Origin of the sequence: Streptomyces sp. NPDC090022 (assembly GCF_044748145.1) — a bacterium.
In the GTDB taxonomy this organism is placed as follows: domain Bacteria; phylum Actinomycetota; class Actinomycetes; order Streptomycetales; family Streptomycetaceae; genus Streptomyces.
Window position 1 is genome coordinate 71,492 of record NZ_JBIVFN010000016.1, and the last position, 24,797, is coordinate 96,288.

Consider the following 24,797-nt stretch of genomic DNA (forward strand, 5'->3'; position numbering starts at 1 on the left):
AGCAGTCATGGTGACCTGCTGTGATGCGTGCAGGTCCCCTTCAGAGGCAGAAGGAGGCCAGGGTGTTGCTCGTACTCGCACCGCGGACCGGCAGTTTCTCTCCCCACGGGCAGAGCCGGCTGTAGTCGCTGGGGTCGTCCTGGCTGACCGCGAAGGCGCAGATGGGGACCGTCTTGGACGGGTTGGCGTTGGCGTTGGCGATGATCCACTTGCCGACGGCGGCGGGGGCGGCCCCCGGGCCCTGGCCCTCCAGCAGGTACGCGGGTGCCCAGGACGTGTCCTCGGTGAGCTTCCTGGCCTCCGGGTCCCAGCGGACGCGCATGAGGGTCTTGGTCCCGGAGAGGTAGGCGTAGATCTTGCCCTTGTACGTCGTCACGATCGTACGGGCGACGATGGCCTGGCTCAGCTTGATCTCGTCGACGACCGCGAGGGAGAGCGGGTCGAGAACCGCGATGGTCGTCTTCGGGTTGGCGTCGGGGGCGCCCGGGCAGGCGCCCAGCGCGAAGTTGCCGTAGGTGCGGCAGCCGGGGACGCGGTTCTGGGTCTTGATCAGGATGTGGCCCTGCGCGTCGGGCGTGATGTGGAGCCCGTCGAAGTTGGCGTCCGTCTGCGGCCCGTCGAGCATCGGCACCTCCTCGTGCGCGAGGATCGCGCCCGAGGTGGGGTCGAGACGGTAGACGTGCGGGCCGTACGCCGCGTAGACGCCGTCCTTGCCCACGAGCATGCTCGGGGCCGGGTTCCACTGGCCGTTGACGTTGATGTTCAGCAGTGGCTGGCGCCAGATCTCCTTGCCGGTCGAGGGGTTGAACTTCGATACGTACGCGCCGGGCGGGTACACCTCCAGCCCGCTGCTCCCGGCGATCAGGTAGGCGTCGTAGGGTCCTCCGAAGGTGACGAAGACGATGCCGCCGGGATAGTTGGTCTCGGACTTGTACCGGAGGACCTGGTTGGGCCCGTTGGAATCGCCGGTCCACGTGGCACAGGGGTGGACGCCGCTGTGGATCGCGTCGGTGTGCTCGGGGGATCCGATCACCGGCGGGTAGTTCACCATGTTGTTGGCCGGGTCGGCCGCGTACTTCTTCATGCACGCGACCTCTGTGGGGATCGCGTTCAGGTCGCCGACGAGCGGGCCGGTGTTGGCGAGCGGGCTCTCGGCGAACCCGCTGAGGCTGTTCTTGACCTGCGGGGTCGCTCCCTTCAGCAGCGGCAGGACGATGAGCACCGCGAGCACCACCAGGGCGACGACCACTTCCAGGAGCGGCTTGAGGACGCGCCAGGTCCCGTGCAGGAACCGATTCACTTGCCTGCTCCTTCCACCGTCGGACCCGCCGGCTCCGGCCCCACGCCCGCCCGTGTCCTTGCCTGGTGGCGTTCCCCGAAGACGAGGACGAGGCTTGCGAGCAGGACCCATACGACGAACGCGGCCCACCAGGACCACAGCCCCAGGACGCCGGTGGCGGGGTTGAGGACGCTCACCCAGAAGGGGCTGATGAACGCGAGCACCGACAGCACCGCGGCGATCAGCGCGAGCCATCCCAGCCACCGGCCCATCACCCCGGTGTGCAGGATGACCTTGGCCACGGCGAAGAAGAACAGCGAGAGCACGCCGCCGCCGAGCGCGAACAGCACCGCCGAGCCGGTGAAGAAGGCCGGGACGGCATCGGCCTGCGCCGGGCTCGTCGTCAGCAGGACCGAGTACGTCAGCGCAAGGCCCACCAGCATCAGCGCCGACCCGGCACCTGCCGCGACCAGCGCGACCGCCGAGCCCCGTGCCGTCTCACCCTCGGCTTCCCTCAGCACCTTCCACAGCGGCCCCAGGAACCACAGGAACAACGCGATCCCCAAGGTGTTGAACAGCACCTGGAGCCTGACCGCGTTCCTCACCGGCCGCAGGGCCCCGGCCGGGGCCGCGACGCTGGACGTGTGCCCGGAGACCGGCCGCGCCCGGCTCTCCTGCCGCCGGGCCGAGGAAATCTTCGAGGGGAGCACCCGGCTGCTGGCCAACCCCCTCGCCTCACCCGGGGACGCCGAGGACCTGGACGGCTGGACTCCGCGCCAGCTCCGCCACAGCGCCCTCACACACGACGCTGAAGACGGCGCCTCCACCCCGATGCTGCTCGCGCGGTCCCGGCGCGCCTCCGTCCGCTCCCTGGAGCGATACGCCCGCCCCAGCGTCGACGCGGTCGCCCGGCACGTCACCCAGCGCGACCCCGCGGCCCGCCGAAGGTGAACCGGACCACCTCATCAGGGCTCAAGATCATTCCCTGGCCCCTTTTGGGCTCGTCCCGGCGATCCCCCTGCAAGGGGGCGCCCAGGTCCCACGGTCGGCGAGCGCGCGCCGGTCAGTGCACGCCGTGGCAGTTCGGATCGGTACGGGCCGACCCCCTCAGCTCGACGGAGCGGTCCGTCGGCGGCGCGTCCTGCCACTGCGCACGGCGGGCCTGGAGCCCGACCACGTCCGAGGCCAGGTCCGGCAGGTCGTCGCGCAGCTGCGACGCCCACTGATCCGTCAGAGCCCTGCCGTTCACGTACAGCTCGCCATCCACTCCGCCGACCGCGACCAGGACCCCGCGCTGCGAGGGGATCACCGTCGCCCGCACCTCGTTGGCCACAGCGACTGACATGTCCCGTGGCAGACGACACCGAGTTCGACCCTCGGGTCGCGGGCCGGTGATCCGCGAACCGCGGCGTCATCGCCGTTCGAGTTCGATTACCTCATCACTGGATACGCGAAAATCTATGCTGGCTGGAGTAGACATCGGGTGGTGGTCTGGTTATGGTTTCTCTCGTAGCCAAGGAAGTCAGCAGAACCCGGTAGAGACGAACCACCGGGCAGCAGCATCCGCAGTTGGCAGGACGGTGCGGTGGCGGAGTTTCGGAGCCAGGGTCTTTGCAGGACGGCGACGGGACTGGCGACCGGACCGGGTGGCCCGCAGTGATCAGGGGCCGCCGTGAGCAGTACCGCAGTTGACGCAGTACCCAGCAGCGAAGGTCAGTGAGCAGTACCTCGGTGAAGGCGTCGGCTGCGGACGCGCGCACCGGGAGGTTCGGCAGTGGGGTTCCAAGCCGGAGCAGATGCAGGACGGGCGACGGGGCCGGCTGCCGAAGGGCGGTGCTGTCACAGGCCGCTGGGCAGTACGCAGTACCAGCAGATGGTGTAGCAGTTCCTTCGGGGCCCTGGTGTCACACGACACCAGGGCCCCTCAAGCGTGTTCCACAGAGAGGTGCAATGACAGCCGACGACAGCTTCGGCCGTCTCGATGACGAGGACTACCCCGCCTACACCATGGGCCGGGCCGCCGAGATGCTCGGCACCACCCAGGCCTTCCTGCGAGCCATCGGCGAAGCCCGCCTGATCACCCCGCTCCGCTCCGCGGGCGGTCACCGCCGCTACTCCCGCTACCAACTGCGCATCGCAGCCCGGGCCCGGGAACTCGTCGACCACGGGACCCCGATCGAGGCCGCCTGCCGCATCATCATCCTCGAAGACCAGCTCGAAGAAGCCCAGCGCATCAACGCCGAATACCGCCGCGCCGCCGAATCATCCGCTCCACCGGCCTCGGGCTGAGACAGCGAAGACCGGCAGCTGCCCAAAGCTTCGCGGCCGGCGCAGGCACGTACCGCCCGGGACACCTCTGCGTCCCGGGCAACGTCGTCTCCACCGTGGTCAGCCCCACCCGCAGCCCGGCTGTCAGCCGGTGCTGCGGCGGCCTCTCCCTGCTGGGTGCGGGCCGGTGCCGGCCCGGACCGGGCCTGCTGGACCACGGCCGGGCGGATCCGTCCCTGGCGCTGGAAGGACACGGCCCCTTACGCGGCCGGGGTGAGTTCGGATCGGTCGAACAGTAGGGCCCAGCCGGTGGGCAGCTGGTGCAGGATGCGGGTGATCAGGTCGGAGCCTGCGTAGGCGGAGACGGCCGCGAAGACGGAACCGGTGTCCCACCGGGTGGTGGCCAGGGAGGCGTCGGAGCGGGCGGCAAGGTCTTTGACGAAGGCCCATCCGGTCAGCGGCTGCGTGTCGGGGATCTGCGTGGTGAGGGCACGTGCGGCCTCCAGGGGCAGGCAGGCGGCCAGGTCGACGCGCTCGTCGCCGGTCAGCTGACGTCCCAGCCCTGCCAGGACCAGGCGGACGGTGCCCTTTCGTGGAGCCGAGGTGGAGCGGTGCCGGTGTGCGGCACCGCTGGTCAGGTGGGCTGGGGGCGGCCGAAGAGCAGGTCGTAGCCGGCCGGGAGCTGGAGCAGGATCTGGCCCAGCAGGTCCTCGCCGGCGGCGTCGGCGGCGGTGGACAGCACGGCGCTGACGTCCCAGGCCGCGGTCTGCTCGGTGGCGCCCTCGATCCAGGCGGCGGTGGCGCGGACGAACCGCTCCGGGGGCAGTGGCTCGGCGCTCTGCAGCGGGTTGAGCAGGATCAGGGCGAATTCCTCGGGCAGGCGTGCCGCCAGCTGGGCGCGGACGCCGCCGACCAGGTGTGCGCCGAGGAGGGCGAGCACCACACGGGCCGCGCGCTCGGCTTCCTCCGGAGTGTCGTACTCGCCGCGTTCCTTGACGTGGCCGAGGAACGCTTCGCGTCGCAGAGTCATCTCGGCTGGCCCCCTTCTTCGTCGGTCCGTCCGAGAGGGGTGCAGAGGGGCGGGGTGAGGGGGAGATCAGGCCCTCCCCTCCGCACCCGTCCGGCCGGTGTCAGCCGGAGATCTCCTTGCGGTCGGACCCGACGCCGATGGAGATCTTGCGGGGCTTGGCACGCTCGGCGATCGGGATGCGCAAGGTGAGCACGCCCGCGTCGTAGTCGGCCTGGATGTGCTCGGTGTCGAGGGTGTCGGCGAGCACGATCTGGCGGGAGAAGGCGCCCAGCGGCCGCTCGGACAGCTCCATCTGCACGTCGTCGGCCTTCGCCACCGGCCGCCGCTCGGCCTTGACGGTGAGCATGTTCCGCTCGACGTCGATGTCGATCGCGTCCGCGGTGACGCCCGGAACGTCGAAGGCCACCACGTACTCGTCGCCCTCGCGGTAGGCGTCCATCGGCATGGCCGACGGCTTCGACCAGGTGCCCGGGTCCATCAGCTGCTGCGCCAGCCGGTCCAGCTCACGGAAGGGGTCGGTGCGCATCAACATCGTGAAAACACCTCCAGCAGGTTCAGGCAGTTGCTGCCAATGCGCCTCACTTCACTGACACTGTTGTAACATGTCATCCACTGGATGACAAACATGATGTCATCGACCCGATGACCGTCCGAGGGAGGTGCCCGTGACCGCAGCCGACCGGCCGTCCACGACCAGTTCCGACGCCCACAGCCCGGCGTCCTTCGTCGCCGCCGCGGCGGCCCTTGCCGCCATAGACGACGCGCTGCGCGAAGCCCAGCACGAGACTCCCGACGCCGCCGGGCCCGGTCCCGAGCAGGCGCTGGCCTCCCTCATGCTGCTGCGGCAGGTGCGCGAGCAGCTCGCCGGCTGGGAGACCGGTCTGATCGAAACCGCCCGCGACGCGGGCGCCAGCTGGGCCGACCTCGCCGGCCCCCTCGGCGTCGCCAGCCGCCAAGCCGCCGAACGCCGCTACCTGCGCGGCCGCCCCGGCGCCGTAGGCACCACCGGCGAGCAGCGCGTGACGGCCACCCGCCAGGCCAGGGCCGCCGAACGCGCCACCGCCACCTGGGCCCGCGCCCACGCCGCCGACCTGCGCCGCCTCGCCGGACAGATCACCGCGCTCACCCACCTCGGGCCCGAAGCGCGCTCGGCCCAGGCCGCCCTGCATGCCACGCTCGGTGCCGCCGACGCCGCCGAGCTCATCGCGCCCCTGGCCGGCATGCGCCCCTACCTCGATGCCCGCCACACCGGCCTCGTCGCATCCCTGGACGCCCTCGAAGGCCGGCGTACGACGACAGCCGCTGACGATGACTGACACCCACCACCGTTCATGACGTATCCACAGAAAGAGACCCACATGGGCAGCAGTGTCGAGACACTGGAATTCCAGGCCGAGACCCGCCAGTTGCTCCGGCTGGTGATTCACTCGATCTACTCGAACAAGGACATCTTCCTGCGCGAGCTGATCTCGAACGCCTCCGACGCCTTGGACAAGCTGCGGCTGGAATCGCTGACCGACTCCGGCCTCGCCGGGATCGACGCCACCGACCTGCACATCTGGTTGGAGGTCGACAAGGACGCCCGCACACTGACCGTCCGTGACAACGGGATCGGCATGACCCGGGACGATCTCGTGGAGCTGATCGGCACGATCGCCAAGTCCGGCACCGCCGGCCTGCTGGAGAAGATCAAGGAGACCAAGGACGCTGCCACCGCCGAGAGCCTGATCGGGCAGTTCGGCGTCGGCTTCTACTCGGCGTTCATGGTCGCCGACAAGGTCACCGTGCGCACCCGGCGGGCCGGCACCGACTCCGGCACCCGGTGGGAGTCCGACGGCGAGGGCACCTACGACCTCCAGGCCGTCGACGGCCTGCCCGTGGGCACCTCGGTCACCCTGCACCTCAAGCCCGCCGACAGCGAGGACGGGCTCGCCGACTACCTCTCCGAACCGAAGATCCGCCAGATCGTCAAGCGGTACTCGGACTTCATCCGCTGGCCGATCCGGATGGCCACCGAGCGCACCGACGTCGACGCCGCGGGCGAGGGCGTGACCACCCGCGACATCGACACGCTGAACTCGATGAAGGCGCTGTGGGCCCGGCCGCGCAGCGAGGTGACCGAGGACGAGTACAACGAGTTCTACCAGCAGATCAGCCACGACTGGCTGGCACCGGCCGAGACGATCCATATGCGCGCCGAAGGCACCTTCGAGTACGAGGCGCTGCTGTTCATCCCCTCGCAGGCACCCTTCGACCTGTTCTCCCGCGAGACCAAGCCCGGCGTGCAGCTGTATGTCAAGCGGGTGTTCATCATGGACGGCTGCGAAGCGCTCATGCCCGACTACCTGCGTTTCGTCAAGGGCGTCGTGGACGCCCACGACCTGTCGCTGAACGTCTCCCGCGAGATCCTCCAGCACGACCGACAGATCAGCGGCGTACGCCGGCGCCTGGTCAAGAAGGTCCTCGGCGCCCTCAAGGACATGCAGTCCAAGGATGCCGAGCGCTACGCGAAGGTATGGGCCCAGTTCGGCCGGGCGCTGAAGGAAGGCCTGGTCGAGGACCCGGACAACACCGAGGCCCTGCTGGAGCTGGTGTCGGTCGCCTCCACACACGACCCGGAGAAGACCACCACGCTGCGCGAGTACGTCGAGCGCATGAAGGACGGCCAGGACACCATCTACTACCTGACCGGCGAGACCCGCGCGATGGTGGAGAACTCCCCGCACATGGAAGCCTTCGCCGCCAAGGGGTACGAGGTGGTGATCCTCACCGACCCCATCGACGAAGTGTGGGTGGACCGGGTCCCGGCCTTCGACGGCCACCGCCTGCAGTCCATCGCCAAGGGCCAGGTCGATCTCGACGAGTCCGCCGACGGCGACCAGGAGACCGACGCCGAGAAGGCCCAGCGCGAGCAGGACTTCGCCGCCCTGCTGCCGTGGCTGACCACCACCCTGTCCGAGCAGGTCAAGCAGGTCCGCCTGTCGTCACGCCTGACGACCTCGGCGGCCTGCATCGTCGGCGACGCCCACGACGTGACGCCGACCCTGGAGAAGATGTACCGGGCGATGGGACAGCAGATGCCCCCGGTCAAGCGGATCCTGGAACTCAACCCCGTGCACCCGCTCATCACCGCCCTGCGCACGGCACACGACGCGGACGCCGACGACCCCGCGCTGGCGGAGACCGCCGAGCTGATATACGGCAGCGCGCTGCTCGCCGAAGGCGGCGACCTGCCCGACCCGGCCCGCTTCACCCGGCTGCTCACCGACCGCCTGACCCGCGCTCTGTGACCACGGGTGCGGCCCGGCACAGCCGAAACGCCGGGCCGCACCCACCCGGACCTCGCCCACCCTCCACCCCCGCGTATCCGCGCACGGGGCACCGTCGTCCGTCGCCTGTCGTCCGTCGCCCGTCAGCTGGTGCGGGTCCGCTCGGGCAGCAGGTTCATCAGCGCCCACATCGTGATGAGTGTGCCGACGACGTGCCGGCTCCCCATATCCCGCCAGACCGGCGACGGCGAGCCCGGGCTGGCGAGGCAGACGGCCCACCGCCGCGGGCGGAGCGGCGGGCACGCTGACGCCGGCGGCGACCCGACCCGGCAGGGCCGATGGAAACCCGGGTCGGCCACGGTCAAGCGCGAGTACCTCGACCGCGCCCAGTCCAGGTCCCAGAACCCCTGGCACCAGGTCCAGGCGGCGCGGGGGAGGACCGCCCGGCCGGACGACCTGTAGCTCAGGCCGCGCAGGCAGGCATCAGGGGCGGGCCCGCGTGGTGACTACGCCGGTTCCAGTACGACGGCCGGCAGGGTTCCTTCGACAATCGGGGCCTTCGGCAGCGAGAGGCCGAAGAACCGCTCCACGACCCCCAGCGCGATGCGGTGGGCCTCCCCGCGTTCCCTGTCATGGTCGGGCAGGCCTGCGGCGGTCAGCAGATCCTGCAGGCGAGTAGCTGTCGCAGGGTCTCCGTCGACCCCGTCGTAGCCCCACGAAGCATCCAGGTGCAGATTGCACGCGCTCAGCAGGCGGCCGTCGTGGGCGTACGCGAACTGCGGCGGCACCGGCTTGCCGTTCTCCTCCTCGTACTCCACGAGGCAGACGTGCGCACCACCGCGCGAGACCGCCTCCACCGAGTCGAACTCGTCCTGCCAGCCTCCGTACGCCACCGCGTAGACCCAGTCGCCCGCGTGGCCGAGGCGCAGGCCGATGCCGTCGTAGACGCTCCCGAAGGTGTCGTCCAGGAGCTCCTCGAGGGAGCCGCCGGTGTGCTCCCCGACCGCCACCGCCGTGCACCGCTCGCCGCCTCTAAGGTTTTCCGCGAGGCGGTCGGCGAGTTCTTCCGGAGTGAGTCCTCGGGCCAGGACCACGTGGTAGCCGCCGAACGTAATGGACTGGGGAGCGGCAAGCCAGGCTATTCCGTCTGTCATGGTGGCCATCCTCGCCTGTCCCTCTGACAACAGGGGACCTGGCCGCGAAATCCAGCAACCACTGGAAGCCCGCGTTGCAGCGCGGTCGCCGCCCGCGCGTGCCTTCGGGGCATATGTGAGAGCGGTCCCACGTTCGCACGCGCGGTTGGACGGCCGTCTCTGAACTTCGATCGAGTGTCTGCATCCTTCCGACGCCCTGCCGCCCGCGCCTTTCTGGACCGGCAGGGCGGTTCGCTGTCGGTCAGCTCCGGCGGGCGCTCCGGACGATCCGGTCGATGACGGCTGCGGCCCGCTCCGGGTCTTCCTCCAGCCACGTGCCGAGGTGGTCCTGGGCGGCCTGTCCGACGCAGTCGCGTACTTCGGCGTTGCCCAGCACGTCCCACGTGGAGCCCTCGAACTCGGGACGGTCCAGCTTCACCGACACGACCGCCGTCAGGCCCTCGCCGATCCGCTCCGCGCCAAAGTCGGGGTCCGTAGCTCTCAGCAGTCTCTCCTCCCGCGCGTACGCGGTGACCGCGGCCGTCATTCCGTCGCGGAAGCCCACCACGTGCGTGCCGTCGACGGTGGGCCGACTTGAACTCCGCGGTTCCGAAGATGTCGGCGTCGGGCCAGAAGGCAAGGGTGGTCCCGCTTCGGGTCGCCGTCCGGCCTCCGGCTCCCGCCCCGGCCCGCATGTGGGTGAGCAGGGCTTCGAGCCCGGGATCGCCGACCGCCCCCGGCTCGTCGAGGGGAACGCCCGGCCCGTCGTCGGCGACACACACGCCGCCGTCGGGCGTCAGAGTGACGTCAACGCAACCGGCGCGGCCGGCCAGAACCTCATTCACCGCCCGGTCCGCGACCTCGAACACCGTGTGACCGACCTCGGGGAACAGCGGTACAGCGGTTAACACCAAGCCGATGTTCATGGGCTCGGTGCAGGTCGGGAGCGGGTCTACCTCAGCTCGGCGGTCGGGTGGGGCTGGGCCTGGAGCCGTTCGCGTAGCTCGATCTCCTCGGCGGTGAGTGGCTCTCCCGGCCGGCGCAGGCGGACGGGCTTGGGCCGCATCGGCACGCCGTCGTCTGGCGCGGCGGCCTCGGCTTCCGCGAGGGCTCGGTACAACGAGGCGACGGAGGGGTGCTTGCCCGCGTTCTTCCCGGTCCTGATGGTCAGCTTCTTGGCGATCCCGGGGACGGGGAGGCCCTTGCCCTTCAGGGCGACGGCGAAGGTGAGCATGTTGTCGTCGATGACCTTCGGGCGGCCGCCGTGGTTGCCCTTGGACGCAGCGATGACCTGGCCTTCAAGGCTCTTCTCCCGGACGTAGTTGCGGCTCGATCTGCCCGGCGACGGCGAGGACGGCGAAGAACATGGCGCCCATGCCGTTGGGGTCGTAGATCCCAGTGAGGGGCCCGGTGAGGAGTTCGAGCTGGATGCCGCAGGCCTGGAGCGAGGCGGACAGCGTCATCAGCTCGGCCGCGTTCCTGGCCAGGCGCTTGAGTTCGTGCACGGTGAGGATGACCGGGTCTCGGGGGCGGCCTCCTTGAACTGGTGGGCCAGCGCGAGCGCCTTCGCCAGTTCGGGCCGGACCTTGACGCGGGTGCTGATCTGCTCCTTGAAGACCGTGTGGCACTCCGCGGGTGGACGGGACCACTTCTGAACTCCGATCGCGCGTCTTGACTTCCGACGCCCTGCCGGTCCCGGCCTTCTGGACCGGCAGGGCGGCTTGCTGTTGGTCAGGTCCGGCGGACACCCTGGAGGATCCGGTCGATGACGGCTGCGGCCCGCTCCGGGTCCTCCTTCAGCCACCTGCCGTGGTGGTCCTGGACGGCCTGTCCGACGCAGTCGCGTGCTTCGGTGTTCTCCAGCACGCCCCACGTGGAGCCCGAGAACTCGGGACGGTCCAGCTTCACCGACACGACCCGTTGTCACTGCCCCGTGCCAGAATCTCCCCAGGTCGGTGGTGTTGATGCCGTCCCGGATGCGGTCCACCGCCGTACCCGGGGCAGCCGGGTGCCCGGGCCGGGGCCACCCACCAGGGGCGGCACGTCACGAAGGGGTGCAGATGGATACCGACGACGTCGCGGAGGCATGGCGCCCGGCCACATCGCTGCCACGGCTGCGAGAACTGGCGGCGCAGGCTCCGGGGCCGGCCAGGATCGTGGCGTCCCGGATAGGTCTGCCGGCCGAGCTGGCCGAGGAGCTGGCCGTACGGGCCCTCGAGAGCGGCCCCGACTGGCTCGGGGTACTGCGCGCGCTGGCCGCCCACCCGGCCACCTCCGCCGAACGGCTCGCCGAGCTCGCCGCCCACCCGGAGGAATCGGTGCGCCAGGTAGCAGCGGTGCACCGGGCGACCCCCAAACCAGCCCTCAAGGCGCTGGCCCGGGACGGATCGGCGACGGTGCGCAGGGCGCTGGCAGGGCGCGAGAAACTGCCGCGCAAGGTGACCGATCTGCTGACCGGGGACGCCTGCGCAGAAGTTCGCCTGACCATGACCCGGCGGGTCGGCGCCCGTCCGGAGCATCTACGGGCCCTGGCCACCGACCCGGACGCCCGGGTCCGCCGGGTGGTGGCCGCACTCGGCCACGCCGGCGACACGGACCTCACCGACCCGGACCCCGAAGTGCGCCGCACCGCCGTTCACAAGCGCGCCGCACCAGAACTCACCCCGTGGCTGGACGCTTTGGCGCAGGACTCGGACACCCGGGTCCGGGAACTGATCGCCCAGCAGTACCGGAACCGCACACCGGCCGTGCTGGCCCGGCTCGCGGCGGACCCCGAACCGTGCGTCCGGGCCGCCACGGCCGCCAACGCCTTCACCCCCGTCCGGCACCTCACCGAACTGGCCGGGGACCCGACCCTGGCCGTGCTCGGCGCGATCAGCCAGAACCCGACGGCCCCGCCCGAGACGCTCGCCCGGCTGGTCGAAACGATCACGCGCTCGTTCGGCGGCGGTGCGAGCACCCTCCCCGGGCAGGAGGAGGACCTTCAGCGCCTGGTGTACGCGGCACTGGAACACCCCGCGATCCCGCCCGAATCACTGCGCGCGCTCCATGCACTGGACCTGTGGCCGTACTTCCACCCCGGCAACGCCATGGACCAGCCGAACTGGCCCGCGGACCTGATGGTCGAGTTCGGGCTGACGTACTGCGCGAGCACGGTGTCGGGCAAAGCCGAACGCAAAAGCTTCGCGGAGATCGACGAAGCCCGCCATAGCGAGCCGTCGGAAGACGTGCTCGCCGCCATGGTCCGCAGCCCGATCTACTACCTGCGCCGTGCTGTCGCCAACCGCCACACCCCGCCGGCGGCGCTGGCCGCGTTCGTCCGTGACCCCGCCCGCGCCGAGGACACCAGCCAACTCGACGCGGTCGCCAAGAACCCGGCGACCCCGCTCGAGATCCTGCTGACCTGGGCCGAGGCGGGCGTGCGCCACTACGACATGCTGAAGAACCCCGCCCTGCCCGAGCCCGTGCTCACCGCCATCGCCGCGTGCCCGGACACCTCGTACGCCACCCAGGCCCGCCAGCTGCTGGAAGTCCGCAAGCTCCGGGCCGGAACGGAGACCCCGTGCTGACCATGTCCACCTGGCGCGCCCGGTTCGACCGGCTCTCCGACACCTCCGCGGTGGTCGAGCGGCTGGGCTCCCAGACGAACATGGCCGACTACCTCCGGGACACGAGCATCGGGTGGTACCACCACCAGGGCGATCTGGTGGTTCCGGAGGACCTCGGTCTCGACGTCGCGCTGGTCGTCGACGGCGACCTGATCGTGCACGGATTCCTGGACGACTACGTCTGTGACATCGGCATGCTGGTGGTACTCGGCGACCTGGTGGTGCGCGACCTGGTCTCCTGGGGATCGCTGTACGTCGCGGGCGACCTGCGGGCCGAGGGCATCGTCTACGGCTACTACAACGACTTCACCTTCGAGGTGGAGGGTCAGGTCCATGCCAGGGCGCTCGTGCTGTCCGACAAGTCCGCCTCCTACCACACCGGCGAGCTGGAAGTGGAGGTCGAGTCCTACCACCCGCCCAAGGAGCAACTCCGCGCAGCCCGCGAGATCCTCGTCCCGCAGGTGTACGACGGCGGTGTGAAGCGGGCCAAGCAGGGCCTGCCACCGAAGCTCCGCCGCCCGAGCTACCAACGGGTCTGCCGCCGGCTGCGGGAGGGCAAGCCACTGTTCCGCACCGTGTAGGACGACCGCCTGCGCCCGCACACCGGCCCTCCGGATCTTGCCGGGCACGCGCCGCCCGGCACCGCACCTCGCGGCGTTGTCGGAGCACCCGCGTACCTCCAGTACACGCGCGCTCCTCCGCCCGGGGTCCCTCCCAGCGGTAGCTGGGGAGATGCACGGCACCGGACAACGCGCGCCCGGCCACAAGATCCGAAAGGGACGGTCCAGCCGCCCGTGATCACCGGCCAGTTGCATCGGATGCGAACTCGCGACGGTCTGCGATGCAGCGTCGACAGATGCCCGGATTCCCCTGCGTGGCCTGGGCGATTGAGGCCCTGAAGCGGCATGCGACGTTTGCGGGTTGTGGCACCTGAACACCAGCCGAGTCACTCGTATGGCTGGCTGGCCTGCGGATCGGCGGCTGACTCGCATCGGATGCGGTTTTCTCGCACCGAATGCGAGTGACGGAGGGTGGCGGAATGGTGGGGTTCAGCGGGTCGGTGCCGGGGGCGGCGAGGCTGCATCTGGTCGAACGAGTCTTCGCAGCGATGCTGACCGGCTTCGCCAACCAGCAGCTGGCCCGGAATCTGGCTCGCACGACCGCGGAGGGCCGGGAGAACACGCTGTAGGCGTTCGCCGCCTACATGAACGCCTTTCCGTGGCACTGGACGCCGGCGATGGTCGACGAGTGGCTCGGTGATCTGCGCTCTCTGCGAGAGTTGAAGCGTTCGACGATCCGCTCGTACTCCGAGGCGGTGCGGGCGTTCTGCCACTTCATCACTGACCCTCTCTACGAGTGGACAGCGACCTGTCAGGAGCGGTTCGGCACCCATCCGGTCCAGGTGGTGCACGAGTGGAACACCGCGGTGCACGTTCAGGACGATGAGGCGGACGCGATGAAGCGCGCGTTCACCAAGGCCGAGTTGCACGGCTTCTTCGCGCACTGCGACGACGAGGTCGAGAGGATCCGGGCCTTCGGCCGCAATCCGTACGGCGCCGAGTTCGGCGAGTACGGCCGGTGCCTGGTCCGCTTCGGCAAGGCCAAGAAGGGTTCGCCGCCCAAGCGCCGCGGGGTGCTGACTGTCTTCGACTGGACCCCGGACGTCCTGGACGAGTGGTTCACCGAGGTCCGCCCGCTGTTCGGTAACGACAACAACCCGGCAGCCTGGCCCTCCGAGCGGGGCCTGCGGATCGTGCAGGAGCAGGTCGGTCACGAGCACGCCAGCACCACCTCGCTCTACACCTGTGTGTCCTCGGACTTCCGCACCCGCACGCTGTGGCGGCATCTGGACTCCACCATCGCCGCCGCCCTCCAGACCCAGACCGGGAGGCAAGCATGAAACGCAAGGTCGGATACACCTGGCGGCTGCGCGAGGTCATGGCCCAGCACCAGATCTTCACGGCCACCGAACTGGTGCCGCTGCTGCGCGAACGCGGCATCGACCTGTCCGCCTCCCAGGTCCACCGCCTGGTCTCCGGCACACCGGAACGCCTGTCGTTGCAGGTCATGGCCGCGCTCTGCGACATCCTGTCCTGCACCCCGGCCGACCTGGTGGCCACCACCGCCGAGAACGCCGGCGTCCGCAAGACCGCCACCGGCGACCTGCCCACCCCGCCCGCGAACGTTGCGAAGCTCCGCCCCCGCGCCGCCCGCATCTTGCCCGACGCATGACCCGCCCCTACGCCACCGACGAGCAGTACGAACGCTGGTACATGGCGCAGTGCTGCCGCTGCGGCCGCCACAGGCCTTGCCGGACGGATACGTCTGCCGGACCTGTTCGGACCGCGCCGTCCGGACACGGGGCACCTGCCCGGGATGCGGCCAGGATCGCGCCCTCCCCGGACTCCGCCCTGGTGACGGAGCACCGATCTGCACCGCCTGCGCCTGCTTCTCCCAGACCTTCGACTGCTCACGCTGCGGTTTCGAGGGCAAGGTCCTGGGCGGACGGCTGTGTGAACGCTGCACCCTCACCGACCGCCTCACCGCACTCCTGGACGACGGCGCCGACCGCATCCGACCCACGCTGGTCCCGCTGTTCGACCTGCTGGTGGCCATGGACAAGCCCAGAAGCGGCCTGGCCTGGTGAGAGATGCGCCGTGACCAGCCGGGCAGCGCCTCGCAGCTGTTGCGGCGGCTCGGCCTCGGCGAGATCCCGCCGACCCACGACGCGTTCCACAGACTCCAGCCCTGGCGGGCTGCCGCTCACCTGACCGATACCGAGGAACCGGTGCGACTCCGCGTCGCCGGAGTCATCGTGCTCCTCTACGCGCAGCCCGTGAGCCGCATCGTCCGGCTCAGCATCGACGACGTCATCCGCGACGGCGACGTCGTGCTGCTACGGCTGGGGGAGCCGGCCTCGCCCGTCCCTGATCCGGTCGCCGCCCTGCTGCTGGAGCACACCGCGAACCGCGACAACATGAACACCGCCACCAACCCCGCGTCCCGCTGGCTCTTCCCCGGCCGCCGGGCAGGGCAGCCAGCCCGCCCCGACCATCTGCCCGCGCTCTTGAACGAGGTCGGGGTCCCGGCCGCCGCCGCCCGCGGCGCCGCCCTCCGCCAGCAACTCCTCGAACTGCCCGGCCCCGTTGTCGCGGACGTCCTCGGCTACCACGACAAGACCACCAGCCGCCTCGTCAGAGAAACCGGCAGCGGGTCATGGAGCCGGTACGCACCTGGGGATCACACACGGTCACCATCTGGCTGGGTTCCCCGCGGGGCCGGCGACAGCTGAGAACGAGCCGACCACAATCAGACCCACGTCGATGCAGCCGCTGGCCAGGCGCACCCTCGGTTGCACAAAACCGGTCGCCATAGACAGCCACCGGCGCGATGCTGTCACGATGCCTGCAGAGACCGCTTACCACGACGAAGTCGGCGATTACTTCGCGAAGAACGCCGACAGCAGCCCCTACAACGCGTACACCGACCGGCCTGCGATGCTCGCACTCGCAGGGAATGTTGCCGGGCTGAAGATTCTCGATGTCGGCTGCGGGGCCGGGCACTACGCCGCCGAACTCCTCGCGGGTGGTGCCGAGGTAGTCGGAATCGACGGCAGCGCGACTCTGCTGAATCACGCGCGGGAGCGAGTGGGTGACCGGGCCGAACTGCGCATGCATGACGCGGAGAAGCCGCTGGACTTCATCGACGACGCGTCGTTCGACGGAGTCGTGTGCGCATTGATGCTCCACCACATCGGCAACCGGCCACGTCTCCTCAGCGACCTACGACGCGTCCTGCGTCCTGGAGGGTGGCTGCTGGTCTCGACGACCCACCCGACGGCTGACTGGCGGAAATTCGGTGGCTCGTACTACGCCGAGGACTGGGTTGACCTCCCCCTCGCCGGGGGGCCGTTGGCAGTCCACTACCAGCGCATGCCGCTGGAAACGTTCCTGAACGAGCTGCTGGCCGCCGGATTCATACTGGAAAGACTCATCGAGCCGCGCCCGACGCCCGGCCTGCGAGAACTCGACGAAACGGCCTACAACAGGCTCCACCAGACTCCGTGCTTCCTTGCTGTCAGGCTCCTGCGGCCCTGACAGCGCGCAATCCCTGCCTCCCGGCGAGCGCGCACAGTCACTGCCCCGTCTCCCAAGCCCCAGAACTGGCAACATTTGAATACGCGAGCCCACCAGTACCGAGGCCGGTGACGCAGGCCGTGTTCACTTGTCGAGCCGATGTACATTCCGGGCCGCTTCCGAACGGCGTCCCACCCCTCCAAGACCTGGATGGTGCTGGCGTCGTACCTGGTGGCCTCCTCGCTCACGATGTCCCCTCCGATGGTGTCCAGCGAGCTCCCCAGGCTAGGGCTTGTCCGGCGGATCTTGTGACCGTCGTGGCTTCGGGTCGTTGGCATGAGCATGGGGCGGGGAGATTCAACGCATGCGGAGTGGGCCCGGCTGGAGCCGCATCTGCCGAAGTCCGCGCAGCGCGGCGGCCGGTGGTCCGGCCCCCGGTCTTCGACCGGGAGGACTACAAGGCCCGCCACGCGGTCGAGTGCGGGATCAGCCGCCTCAAGCAGCACCGGGCTGTCGCGACCCGCCATGACAAGCTCGCCGTCCGGTTCGAGGCGGCCGTCCAGATCGCGGCGATCCATCAGTGGCTGTGAACCGGCGGCCTGCCGATACGGCCGTGCCATGCTGATCACGGCATTGGGCAGCACATCTTCGGGGAGGGCTTCGGTGGCCGCCAGGTACTACTGCGCCGACAGCGAGAACGGTGACCACGTCGACGACCCGTCCGAGGACGCGCTGTTCATGCTGATCGGCGACCTGAACGACTCGGACAACACGTTCGTCGTGATCCAGCCGGACCAGGACGACCCCGTCTGGTTTGCCTCCGTCGCCGTCCTGGACGAGGGCGGATACGAGGTCGTCCGCCGCGACACCGCCCGCCGCGAACACGACGTGACCGTCGAGACCAGCAACGGCCGCATCGCGGGCGACCTCACCAAGTGGCTGGCCGCCCGCGCTACCTAAAACACGGCCTAGTCGCCGGTCGTGCCGTCGAGCATCTCGCGCAGGATGTCCAGGTGGCCGTTGTGGCGAGCCGTCTCCTCGGTGAGGTGGAGGAGGATCCAGCGCAGGTCGACATGGAGACCGTCGCGGACGGCTCGCTGGGCCTGCTTGTCCAGGCCGTTCCCGGCGACCAGTTCGCGGTAGCGGGCGCTCTGTTCGGCGTATTCGTCGAGCAACTGCGTGAGCGGGAAGTCGACGGCGATGCGCATCTCGCGGTCGGGGTCCTCCTCGGTCCAGGGGCCCCGGTCTTCCTCGCCGAGGAAGACCACCTGGAACCAGTAGTACTCGACCCAGCGGAGGTGGTTGATCACTCCGCTCATGGTCATCAGCGGTGAGCCCGGCAGGAGCGCCTTGCGGGCGTTCTCCGCCGAGACGCCATCGCACTTGGCGCGGGCGGTGTCACGTGCGTAGTCGAGAAACGTGGTGAGCTGGGTGCGCTCGTCCCACGCGGGCGGCGTGTCGTCGATTCTTGTCATCGCGCTAAGCGTCCCCGATCACCGCGACCGATGTCGAGGTATTTAGACGTCATCTCATTTGGTGAGTCTGTGCGACGATTCATCGGCCAGTAGAGAGCCACGAGCCGGGGCAAGGGCCGATGGAATACGTCAATCTCGATGCGCAGGTCGGCGACCCGTCAGGAGTCTTGGACCCGGGTCGCTACCTGGAGCACCTGCCCTCGATCTCTGGGGATCTGCCACCGGGGGCCCGGTCCTTCGCCACTGACACGGACCACTACAACTTCCACGGCAGGCGATGTGTGAAGGACCTGACGCTTCATGCCGTCCGGGGTGTCGGCGGTGAGGAGACGGAGGTCGAGTTCCACCACAACTGCTGGAAGCATGATCGAGACCTGGTCATCCGCTACGTAGGCGTCTCCAGCTTCGTCATCGACCCCACCGACGAGGGCCGAGGGACGGACCTGGTGGCTGTGATTCTCGCGCCATCGCGGCCTCAGGGTGGTGGTCGGCGTCGGCACGGCGACCGGGAGGTCCTGGCGGCGATCGAATGACGTGCCCGGCCCGCCCCCAGTCCGCGGGGGCTGACGTGCGGGGCGAAGCGCTCGCGGACCCGGGGCAGGGTCAGGTCGTAGGCGAGGGGCGCGCCGGCGAACCACACCGGGCGCTGCTCGCGGTGCAGCGCAGTCGCCGGGCAGCGCGACCGCATAGCCGACCAGGGTGCCGTCGCCGCGGCGCTCGCGCACGCGCAGGCCGGCGTCGCGGAGCCGGTCGAGGAAATCGGTGTCGTCGTGGGCGAGGACGGCGGCGGTGCGGATGGTGCGCTGCAGCATCTCGCGGGCGGTCTCGTCCAGGCCCCGGAGGGCGGCTTTCTCGGCTTCGCCGGTGAGCGGGCGGTGGCGCGCGGTCCGGTCCAGGAGTGACATCGGGGTCAGGCCCCAGCCGGCCTCGAAGGCGCGCGCGGCGGTGTGCATCGCGGGGAGGTCGCCGCGCAGCCGGGGGTGGCAGCCGTTCTGCCGGGCCAACGTGGCGAGGGTGTGGATGTGGTCGTCCGCGTGTCGTACGGCGATCCACCGGCAGGCCTGCTCATCACCGTGTCCGGCGGTCCCGCGGCGTGCACCATGGCGGCGGCGACCTCCGCCCAGTCGGCGTCCGACAGGGTCGGTCGTCGGCGGGGTTGCGGACCGCCACGTGCCACACGTGCTCCGCCGACCGTACGCCGCGCAGCGCTTCGACGGGGGCGTTCAACAGCAGCGCGAGATCCGCGCGCGTGATGCGGGCCGGGCTCCGGGCACGGCAGATCCGGATCCCAGGACGCGATCAGGTGCGGGTCGGTGTACCCGTCACGCTCGCCGGGACCGAAGAGGCAGGCGAGGAGATCGAGTGCCGACCCGCCCGGCGCCTTCTTCGGCATCACGACCTGGGGCGTCTCTCCCGCATCATCGCGCACGTCGCCGCATCCATCCGGGCCACCGCGTCGTTCAGGGCCTCCTCCACCACGGCCGCGACCACATCCGGATCGGCACCCACGACGGCCGCGACCGCGTCCGGCAGGACCTCAACCGGCCCGCCCGCAGCCACACCCGGCCCGCCCGCGACCGCCGCCGACAGGCCCGAACCGGGCGTCCCTCGTAACCGCGGCCGGCTGCATTACGCGGCCCCGGCTCAAGCGGGCGCTGGCAATTCCTTGGCCGGCGGCGTGTCGGATGCATCCGGTGACCGCATGGGAGACGAAAGAGAGGGCAGACGCCAGGGAACAACCTGGGTCCGCGTTCGTCATCCGGACGCCCAGTTCACCGAGTCCACCAGGAGTAGACTGTGGCAACTTCTGCGACGCCGCCGGTGCGCCAGCGCGGGGCGAGGAGCCTTTGGACTCTTTTGTTCTTCCTCGCCGTGAGTTACGGGGTTGCGGCTCTCGGCGCCTTCGCCTCCGCCGATGCGGGCATGATCTACGAGGCCTTGGACCGGCCTGCGTGGGCTCCTCCCGCATGGCTCTTCGGGCCCGTTTGGACCGCCCTCTACGCCACCGTCGGCATCGCCGCGTGGCTGGTTTGGCGCCACCCCGACCGCCACCGGGTCCGAACAGCACTGGTCTGGTGGTCCCTCCAGCTCGCGCTCAACCTCGCCTGGACCCCCTTGTTCTTCGCAGCCCGCCAGTACGGACTTGCACTGCTGGACATCCTGCTTCTCCTGGCCGCGCTCAGCACGACCGTCGTCCACTTCCGGCGGCTCAGCCTCCCTGCAGCACTGCTCCTTGTCCCCTACCTGTTGTGGGTGGCCTTCGCGAGCGCCCTCAACGCGTCCATCTGGCACCTCAACCCATGAGCCTCCACGCCACTCCCTGCCCACGGCAGCGTGACAGCCCTGCCCTTCTCCGGTCCGGCAACGAACGTGCTGCCCAAGCTAGAACCGCTACGCAGCAAGCTGGTCAGACTCGTCGATCGCGGCTGGCTGCGGAAACTGCCCGACGGCCGCTTCACCACCCGCCTATGAGCAGTGACGCAGCCGCCTGGGTGGCTCTGTTCCACGAGAACGGGTTCTGATTCTGACAGCGCCGGTGCTGGGGTGTAGCTGCCGGGGGCGCTCGGTGACCGGGGCTCTCGGGCGTCTAAGGTCGCGTCCATGACGAGGACCACGCCCGCGCGCCCTCTCGATGTCGAGGCGCTCTTCCCAGAACTGGCCGCCTTTCGGGGGACGACGACGCGGCTCCATCCGCGGCCGGGCAAACCAGACCTTTCGGCCAGTTCCGTGGGCGGTCCTCTGTTGTGGCCGACGGTCGAGCCGTGGCCGGTGTGCGGCGAGGCCCACGCCCGTGGGCGTGGGCGACGACCTGCCGACATCCGCGGCTATCGGCAGGTTCTGGCTTCCGCGTGGGCCCGCGAGCAGGCTCCCGGCCCGACGGACGAGGAACGGGAGCTCCTCAGCGAGTTGCACCGGGAGCACCGGATCCCCGGGGCATCCGAGACCGACCCGCTGCCAATGATCGGCCTCGCGCAGCTGTACCGGCGGGATGTGCCCGACCTGCCGACGGGGCCAGGGGACTGCGATCTGCTTCAAGTGTTCTGGTGTCCCTTCAACGCGCAGGGCCCGGGCCGGCATGACCTGGAGCTGCACCTGCGCCGGCGGCGGTCGTGGGAGGTCGGCGAGGTGCTGACCGCGGCGCCGCAGCCGCTGGTCGTCGGGTCCGATGGCTTCGTGCCCGAGCCGTGTGTGCTGTACCCGGAGCAGGTGGTCACCTACCCATTTGCCGGCCTTCTGCCCGAGGAACTGTGCGCCCGGATCGACGCCTGGGAGGAAGCCCTTGAGGAGGAAGCCGAGCGGTCGGCGGACGAAAGCACGCCAGAGCCGCTCGGCTACCAGTACGACCTGTCCATCCCGCCCGGCTGGCGCGTGGGTGGCTTCGCCTCCTGGCACGCGACCGACCCGTATCCCATGGATTGTCTGACCTGCGCGACACCGATGCACCTGCTGCTGACCATCGACAGCTCGGAGTGGGACGGCGGCAGCGGCAGCTGGAAACCGCTGGAGGACCAGAACCAGCCCACTCACCGTTGTGCCACTCCCACGGAAGTCACTGTGGGCCGCTGGGGTGAGCTCAACGTATTCGCCTGTCCCAACGAGCCCGGGCATCCGCACCGCTGGTGCATCCAGTAGCTTGTCGTGCCCCCGGGGAAGCGCGGCGAGCGTAACCGCGGTACCCCCGGCGGCCGTTGGAATTGTGTGACGAATACCGAACAGCGCGCCGAGGACACCTGCTCGCTTGTCTACCAGTGCCGTCTGCCTCTGTCCACGCGCACCGTCAACCACCTCGCCGATCTGCTCAGGCGCCATCTGAAGGCGATTCGGTCCAGGTGGCGGATCCTGCCGCCGGGGAAGATTGCGGTGATCGTCCTGGCCGTACTGCGCCACGATCAGCGCCTGGCCGACATGGCTGGCGGCAACGACGTGTCCGAGTCCACCGTCCGCCGCTGGCGCGACGAGCTGATCGGACTGCTCGCCGCCCAGGCGCCGCGCCTGGACCGTGCCCTGAGGAAGGTCGCCGAGCAGGGCGGGGAGGTGGTTCTGATCGACGGCACCCTCATCCGCACCCAGCGTCGAACCGGGCGGGCCGACCGGCGGAACCATTCCGGCAAGCACCGCCGCCATGGCCTGCACTTCCTCGCCCTGACCGACGAGAAGGGCCGCCTGATCTTGATATCCGCCGCCCGGCCCGGCCGCACCCACGACAACACCGCCGCCCGCCACGACCACATCCTGGCCCACCTGCGCGCCGCCGACCTCGGGGCGTTGGCCGACCTCGGCTTCCGCGGCCTGGACAACGACATCCTCGATCCCGTGATCGTCACCGGCTACACCGCCAGCCGCACCCACAAGCTCACTCCGGGCCAGAAAGACGCCAACCGAGTCCTTGCCGTCGGACGGGCGCCGGTCGAGCACGGTTTCGCCCACCTCAAGAACTGGCGGATCCTCACCAAGCTCCGCACCGACCCCGCCCGCGCCACCCAACTCCTGCGCGCCCTGCTCGTCCTGACGAACCTCGAAATCAACCGCTGACGGATGATCTTCTCCGCAGACACCCGCCCACGACCAGGGTGAGCACCCCGAGCAGCGGTCACACCAGCCCTTTGACCTGCGACTTCAAGTTGGCGAAGGCTCACGCTGGTCCACGCCATCGGCCTGGCCCGCGACGCCATCGACACAGACGCGCTCCTCCAGGACGTGCGCCGCGCCACCCAGGGCATGAAGCCCTTCACCCTGACCTTCGACCGCCCCTCCATCGGGACCGTCGCCGTCGAGATCAGCGGATGGCCCGGCAAGCCCTTCACCGCGCTCGTGGACATCGTGACCGCGGCGATGGACCGCACCGGCGCAGCCTCCAAGGCCGGCCCGAGCCGCTACCCCCACATCTCCCTCGGCTACACCTCCACCGGCGCCGAGGAACTCAACGCGGCCACCCTCAAGACCGCCCTGGCCTCGATCGATCAGCCCCTGTCCGGGACCGTCCTCGCCGACCGCCTCCACCTCGTCGAGCAGTGGCACGACGGTGGGCGCATCATGTGGACCCCGGTCGCCGTGGTACCCCTCGGCGAGGCATCGTGAGCGCGTTTCCCGGGCCGCGCCCGATCACCGGGGACCGAGTCGAGCTGGCCGCTGACACGATGACGGCCACCTTCACCGGCACCATCACCGTGCGCGGCATCTACCGCGACGGCCAGGGCTTCGCGGAGCTGACCCTGCCGACGGCCGAACCTCAGCAGTGGCGCGACCTGGAGCACGCCACTCGGCACTGGTACACCCTGTACCGCGGAGACGGCGAGCTCTACAGATCGCCGATGCTCACGCTCGTCAGCCTCCACGGCGGCGCCGACGGGGCGATCGTGCTGATGGGCAAGCCGTAGGGCGGCATGCCGTTGCCGGACTCGCTCCTGGACGAGCGAGAACGGCATGTGTCACGGGGCCGGGTGTCGCCCGGCCTTTGTGGGAGCCGTGGGCTGGGCAAGCCCGAGGGGACCCTGGGCAAGCCCGGCCGCATGACGGGCTTGCCCAGGGCCTGGGGCCCCGGGCGGGTCAGCGTCGGTGGCGCCAGTGCTGGTGGACCTTGAGGACTTCGTAACTCCATGCGGTGTCCGGGCGGGTGCCGGCCGGGGCCGCCCAGCCGAGTTGTTCGGCGACGGCCGGGAAGCGGGGGTGCATCTGGCGGTCTCCGACGGTGACGAGCGCGGACAGGAGCGGTTCTCCCTTCCGCCCGTCTTCGTCGACGAGCCACAGAAGTACGCACTGGTCGTCGGCGTGCAGGCGGGGCAGGCCAGGCAGGCGTTTGTGGATCTGGGGCCAGGTGACGGTGGCGCCGGCCCTGGCGGTCTGTTCCAGCAGCGGCCGCAACTCGGTCGCGATCTCCCACAACTGTCCGGTCTCCAGGAGCGCCGGCTCTTGCCTGCGCGGCGTGCGGGCCTTCACGACCGGTGTCCCGACCGGCGACGGGGCCGGGGCCGGAACCGGGGTCGGCACCGATACCGGGACGGGTGGTACGGAGGAACGCCGGGGTGCAGGAGACGAAGACGGCTTCCGGCGTGGAGACCGGACGACGGGTTCACCGGCCCGTGCGGCGTCCGGCAGTACACGGGGCGCGGCAGAGACTGGCCGGGCCTGTGACGGTACGGACGGTGGGGGAGCCGCGGCGGCCTGGCGGCGTTCTTCCTCCTGCCACCGGCGCGAGCCCAGCATCTCCTTGAGGTCTTTCAGCTGGGCCCGCTGCTCGCGGGTCTCGCTCGGCGGGGCTCCGGCGGCCTGCTGCCACGCGAGGGCGTACAGGTCGGCGGCGACCGCGACCGCGTACCGGTCGATGGCCCGCTGCAGTTCGGTCAGCGTGTGGTTCAGCGTGCGGCGGACCGTGGCGATCTCCATCGCGGTCCTGGGGGCCCGGCCCGTGGTCCGGCGACGGAAATCCGTCTGCCAGGCCGCACCACCGCTGAGCCGTACCCGGTTGTTCCCCCAACCCGTACTCCCCCCGAGCAGCACAACAGATCCCCAAACGGTCGGACAGCCCGCCGCCCAGGCGCAAGAGACCGGCCAGCCAAGCGACGGCTGCGCTCCCGCCGGATTGCTGCCGGGGGCTTGCCCAGCCCGGCCAGGCCGTATGCCACACGAGAGGCATGGGGTTGCACCGGAGGCTGCGTGCA

At 70.0% G+C, this 24,797-nt stretch carries 35 protein-coding genes and 1 pseudogene; 22 read left to right on the forward strand and 14 right to left on the reverse strand.

Annotated elements, in window-relative coordinates; all coding sequences use genetic code 11:
* Window positions 1-40: 40 nt before the first annotated feature.
* Together ACIPXB_RS25120 and ACIPXB_RS25125 are read right to left on the reverse strand one after the other, a co-directional pair.
* Window positions 41-1,300 (reverse strand): hypothetical protein, encoded by a 1,260-nt coding sequence (locus tag ACIPXB_RS25120; RefSeq protein ID WP_401453551.1) that lies wholly within the window; start codon window positions 1,298-1,300, stop codon window positions 41-43.
* A complete protein-coding gene (locus ACIPXB_RS25125; protein WP_401453553.1) occupies window positions 1,297-1,845 on the reverse strand; it encodes a hypothetical protein in 549 nt (182 codons plus the stop codon). The genes ACIPXB_RS25120 and ACIPXB_RS25125 overlap by 4 nt, the downstream gene beginning before the upstream one ends.
* Before the next feature lies 1 nt (window position 1,846).
* Between ACIPXB_RS25125 and ACIPXB_RS25130 the strand changes: the two genes are divergently transcribed.
* The gene (locus ACIPXB_RS25130) at window positions 1,847-2,230 is read left to right on the forward strand and encodes a site-specific integrase (RefSeq protein WP_401453555.1); all 384 of its coding nucleotides are present in this window, start codon (window positions 1,847-1,849) and stop codon (window positions 2,228-2,230) included.
* A 112-nt stretch (window positions 2,231-2,342) separates the two neighbouring features.
* Here the strand turns inward: ACIPXB_RS25130 and ACIPXB_RS25135 are convergent, their stop codons facing one another.
* On the reverse strand, window positions 2,343-2,624 hold the full coding sequence (locus ACIPXB_RS25135) for a hypothetical protein (protein WP_401453557.1): 282 nt from the start codon (window positions 2,622-2,624) through the stop codon (window positions 2,343-2,345).
* Window positions 2,625-3,229: 605 nt separating this feature from the next.
* Here ACIPXB_RS25135 and ACIPXB_RS25140 point away from each other — a divergent pair.
* Window positions 3,230-3,568: a MerR family transcriptional regulator gene (locus ACIPXB_RS25140; RefSeq protein WP_401453559.1), complete on the forward strand. Its 339-nt coding sequence runs from the start codon at window positions 3,230-3,232 to the stop codon at window positions 3,566-3,568.
* A gap of 239 nt (window positions 3,569-3,807) precedes the next feature.
* Here ACIPXB_RS25140 and ACIPXB_RS25145 read toward each other — a convergent pair whose 3' ends face one another.
* The 3 genes from ACIPXB_RS25145 to ACIPXB_RS25155 all read right to left on the reverse strand — a co-directional run bounded on the left by ACIPXB_RS25145 (window position 3,808) and on the right by ACIPXB_RS25155 (window position 5,109).
* Complete coding sequence (locus ACIPXB_RS25145) at window positions 3,808-4,185, reverse strand: DUF2267 domain-containing protein (RefSeq protein WP_401453713.1); 378 nt, start codon at window positions 4,183-4,185, stop codon at window positions 3,808-3,810.
* Complete coding sequence (locus ACIPXB_RS25150; protein ID WP_401453561.1) at window positions 4,182-4,577, reverse strand: DUF2267 domain-containing protein; 396 nt, start codon at window positions 4,575-4,577, stop codon at window positions 4,182-4,184. Before ACIPXB_RS25150 ends, ACIPXB_RS25145 begins: the two co-directional genes overlap by 4 nt.
* A 100-nt stretch (window positions 4,578-4,677) precedes the next feature.
* Window positions 4,678-5,109, reverse strand: a complete 432-nt coding sequence (locus ACIPXB_RS25155; RefSeq protein WP_401453563.1) for an Hsp20/alpha crystallin family protein — start codon at window positions 5,107-5,109, stop codon at window positions 4,678-4,680.
* Between the two features lie 133 nt (window positions 5,110-5,242).
* Here ACIPXB_RS25155 and ACIPXB_RS25160 point away from each other — a divergent pair, with 133 nt between their 5' ends.
* From ACIPXB_RS25160 to ACIPXB_RS25170, 3 genes are all read left to right on the forward strand, one after another.
* Window positions 5,243-5,893 (forward strand): type III effector protein, encoded by a 651-nt coding sequence (locus tag ACIPXB_RS25160; RefSeq protein ID WP_401453565.1) that lies wholly within the window; start codon window positions 5,243-5,245, stop codon window positions 5,891-5,893.
* A gap of 42 nt (window positions 5,894-5,935) precedes the next feature.
* Window positions 5,936-7,867 carry a molecular chaperone HtpG gene (gene htpG, locus ACIPXB_RS25165; protein WP_401453567.1) on the forward strand — a complete coding sequence of 644 codons (1,932 nt, stop codon included), beginning with the start codon at window positions 5,936-5,938 and terminating at the stop codon, window positions 7,865-7,867.
* Window positions 7,868-8,047: 180 nt separating this feature from the next.
* The gene (locus tag ACIPXB_RS25170) at window positions 8,048-8,308 is read left to right on the forward strand and encodes a hypothetical protein (protein ID WP_401453569.1); all 261 of its coding nucleotides are present in this window, start codon (window positions 8,048-8,050) and stop codon (window positions 8,306-8,308) included.
* Window positions 8,309-8,352: 44 nt separating this feature from the next.
* Here ACIPXB_RS25170 and ACIPXB_RS25175 read toward each other — a convergent pair whose 3' ends face one another.
* The 5 genes from ACIPXB_RS25175 to ACIPXB_RS25195 form a co-directional block, all read right to left on the reverse strand.
* The gene (locus ACIPXB_RS25175) at window positions 8,353-9,000 is read right to left on the reverse strand and encodes a DUF6461 domain-containing protein (RefSeq protein ID WP_401453571.1); all 648 of its coding nucleotides are present in this window, start codon (window positions 8,998-9,000) and stop codon (window positions 8,353-8,355) included.
* A gap of 241 nt (window positions 9,001-9,241) precedes the next feature.
* Window positions 9,242-9,547 carry a hypothetical protein gene (locus tag ACIPXB_RS25180; protein WP_401453573.1) on the reverse strand — a complete coding sequence of 102 codons (306 nt, stop codon included), beginning with the start codon at window positions 9,545-9,547 and terminating at the stop codon, window positions 9,242-9,244.
* Window positions 9,548-9,931: 384 nt separating this feature from the next.
* Entirely contained in the window at window positions 9,932-10,213 is a 282-nt protein-coding gene (locus ACIPXB_RS25185) for a hypothetical protein (RefSeq protein ID WP_401453575.1), read from the reverse strand.
* A 64-nt stretch (window positions 10,214-10,277) separates the two neighbouring features.
* Window positions 10,278-10,484 (reverse strand): recombinase family protein, encoded by a 207-nt coding sequence (locus ACIPXB_RS25190; protein WP_401453577.1) that lies wholly within the window; start codon window positions 10,482-10,484, stop codon window positions 10,278-10,280.
* Between the two features lie 226 nt (window positions 10,485-10,710).
* Window positions 10,711-10,887: a hypothetical protein gene (locus tag ACIPXB_RS25195; protein ID WP_401453579.1), complete on the reverse strand. Its 177-nt coding sequence runs from the start codon at window positions 10,885-10,887 to the stop codon at window positions 10,711-10,713.
* A gap of 152 nt (window positions 10,888-11,039) precedes the next feature.
* On the opposite strand from ACIPXB_RS25195, the gene ACIPXB_RS25200 reads away from it, so the two are divergent.
* From ACIPXB_RS25200 to ACIPXB_RS25235, 8 genes are all read left to right on the forward strand, one after another.
* Window positions 11,040-12,548 carry a hypothetical protein gene (locus ACIPXB_RS25200; RefSeq protein WP_401453581.1) on the forward strand — a complete coding sequence of 503 codons (1,509 nt, stop codon included), beginning with the start codon at window positions 11,040-11,042 and terminating at the stop codon, window positions 12,546-12,548.
* Entirely contained in the window at window positions 12,542-13,168 is a 627-nt protein-coding gene (locus tag ACIPXB_RS25205) for a hypothetical protein (protein ID WP_401453583.1), read from the forward strand. Before ACIPXB_RS25200 ends, ACIPXB_RS25205 begins: the two co-directional genes overlap by 7 nt.
* Before the next feature lie 434 nt (window positions 13,169-13,602).
* Window positions 13,603-13,776, forward strand: a complete 174-nt coding sequence (locus tag ACIPXB_RS25210) for a hypothetical protein (RefSeq protein ID WP_401453585.1) — start codon at window positions 13,603-13,605, stop codon at window positions 13,774-13,776.
* A gap of 15 nt (window positions 13,777-13,791) precedes the next feature.
* Window positions 13,792-14,487, forward strand: coding sequence for a hypothetical protein (locus ACIPXB_RS25215; protein WP_401453587.1), 696 nt, complete (start codon window positions 13,792-13,794; stop codon window positions 14,485-14,487).
* A complete protein-coding gene (locus ACIPXB_RS25220; protein WP_355591533.1) occupies window positions 14,484-14,819 on the forward strand; it encodes a helix-turn-helix transcriptional regulator in 336 nt (111 codons plus the stop codon). The genes ACIPXB_RS25215 and ACIPXB_RS25220 overlap by 4 nt, the downstream gene beginning before the upstream one ends.
* A gap of 76 nt (window positions 14,820-14,895) precedes the next feature.
* Entirely contained in the window at window positions 14,896-15,234 is a 339-nt protein-coding gene (locus ACIPXB_RS25225; protein ID WP_401453589.1) for a hypothetical protein, read from the forward strand.
* A 3-nt stretch (window positions 15,235-15,237) separates the two neighbouring features.
* A complete protein-coding gene (locus tag ACIPXB_RS25230) occupies window positions 15,238-15,879 on the forward strand; it encodes a hypothetical protein (protein ID WP_401453591.1) in 642 nt (213 codons plus the stop codon).
* Window positions 15,880-15,988: 109 nt separating this feature from the next.
* Complete coding sequence (locus ACIPXB_RS25235; protein WP_401453593.1) at window positions 15,989-16,684, forward strand: class I SAM-dependent methyltransferase; 696 nt, start codon at window positions 15,989-15,991, stop codon at window positions 16,682-16,684.
* Window positions 16,685-16,791: 107 nt separating this feature from the next.
* Here the strand turns inward: ACIPXB_RS25235 and ACIPXB_RS25240 are convergent.
* Window positions 16,792-16,911: pseudogene (locus ACIPXB_RS25240) on the reverse strand (DNA gyrase subunit B); the annotation flags it as partial.
* A 174-nt stretch (window positions 16,912-17,085) separates the two neighbouring features.
* Between ACIPXB_RS25240 and ACIPXB_RS25245 the strand changes: the two are divergent.
* Together ACIPXB_RS25245 and ACIPXB_RS25250 are read left to right on the forward strand one after the other, a co-directional pair.
* Window positions 17,086-17,253 (forward strand): hypothetical protein, encoded by a 168-nt coding sequence (locus ACIPXB_RS25245; protein ID WP_401453722.1) that lies wholly within the window; start codon window positions 17,086-17,088, stop codon window positions 17,251-17,253.
* 28 nt (window positions 17,254-17,281) lie between these two features.
* On the forward strand, window positions 17,282-17,623 hold the full coding sequence (locus ACIPXB_RS25250) for a hypothetical protein (protein WP_401453714.1): 342 nt from the start codon (window positions 17,282-17,284) through the stop codon (window positions 17,621-17,623).
* A gap of 8 nt (window positions 17,624-17,631) precedes the next feature.
* Here ACIPXB_RS25250 and ACIPXB_RS25255 read toward each other — a convergent pair whose 3' ends face one another.
* Window positions 17,632-18,138, reverse strand: a complete 507-nt coding sequence (locus ACIPXB_RS25255) for a DinB family protein (RefSeq protein WP_401453595.1) — start codon at window positions 18,136-18,138, stop codon at window positions 17,632-17,634.
* A gap of 119 nt (window positions 18,139-18,257) precedes the next feature.
* Here ACIPXB_RS25255 and ACIPXB_RS25260 point away from each other — a divergent pair, with 119 nt between their 5' ends.
* From ACIPXB_RS25260 to ACIPXB_RS25290, 7 genes are all read left to right on the forward strand, one after another.
* Window positions 18,258-18,671, forward strand: coding sequence for a hypothetical protein (locus ACIPXB_RS25260; RefSeq protein WP_401453597.1), 414 nt, complete (start codon window positions 18,258-18,260; stop codon window positions 18,669-18,671).
* A gap of 237 nt (window positions 18,672-18,908) precedes the next feature.
* Window positions 18,909-19,040, forward strand: a complete 132-nt coding sequence (locus ACIPXB_RS25265; RefSeq protein WP_401453599.1) for a hypothetical protein — start codon at window positions 18,909-18,911, stop codon at window positions 19,038-19,040.
* Between the two features lie 970 nt (window positions 19,041-20,010).
* Complete coding sequence (locus ACIPXB_RS25270; RefSeq protein ID WP_401453601.1) at window positions 20,011-20,442, forward strand: TspO/MBR family protein; 432 nt, start codon at window positions 20,011-20,013, stop codon at window positions 20,440-20,442.
* Between the two features lie 297 nt (window positions 20,443-20,739).
* Entirely contained in the window at window positions 20,740-21,771 is a 1,032-nt protein-coding gene (locus tag ACIPXB_RS25275) for a hypothetical protein (protein WP_401453603.1), read from the forward strand.
* Between the two features lie 66 nt (window positions 21,772-21,837).
* On the forward strand, window positions 21,838-22,671 hold the full coding sequence (locus ACIPXB_RS25280) for a transposase family protein (RefSeq protein WP_401453605.1): 834 nt from the start codon (window positions 21,838-21,840) through the stop codon (window positions 22,669-22,671).
* 105 nt (window positions 22,672-22,776) lie between these two features.
* Window positions 22,777-23,217, forward strand: coding sequence for a 2'-5' RNA ligase family protein (locus ACIPXB_RS25285; protein ID WP_401453715.1), 441 nt, complete (start codon window positions 22,777-22,779; stop codon window positions 23,215-23,217).
* On the forward strand, window positions 23,214-23,516 hold the full coding sequence (locus ACIPXB_RS25290; RefSeq protein WP_401453607.1) for a hypothetical protein: 303 nt from the start codon (window positions 23,214-23,216) through the stop codon (window positions 23,514-23,516). The genes ACIPXB_RS25285 and ACIPXB_RS25290 overlap by 4 nt, the downstream gene beginning before the upstream one ends.
* Window positions 23,517-23,685: 169 nt before the next feature.
* Here ACIPXB_RS25290 and ACIPXB_RS25295 read toward each other — a convergent pair whose 3' ends face one another.
* Window positions 23,686-24,522, reverse strand: coding sequence for a hypothetical protein (locus tag ACIPXB_RS25295; RefSeq protein WP_401453608.1), 837 nt, complete (start codon window positions 24,520-24,522; stop codon window positions 23,686-23,688).
* Between the last annotated feature and the right edge of the window lie 275 nt (window positions 24,523-24,797).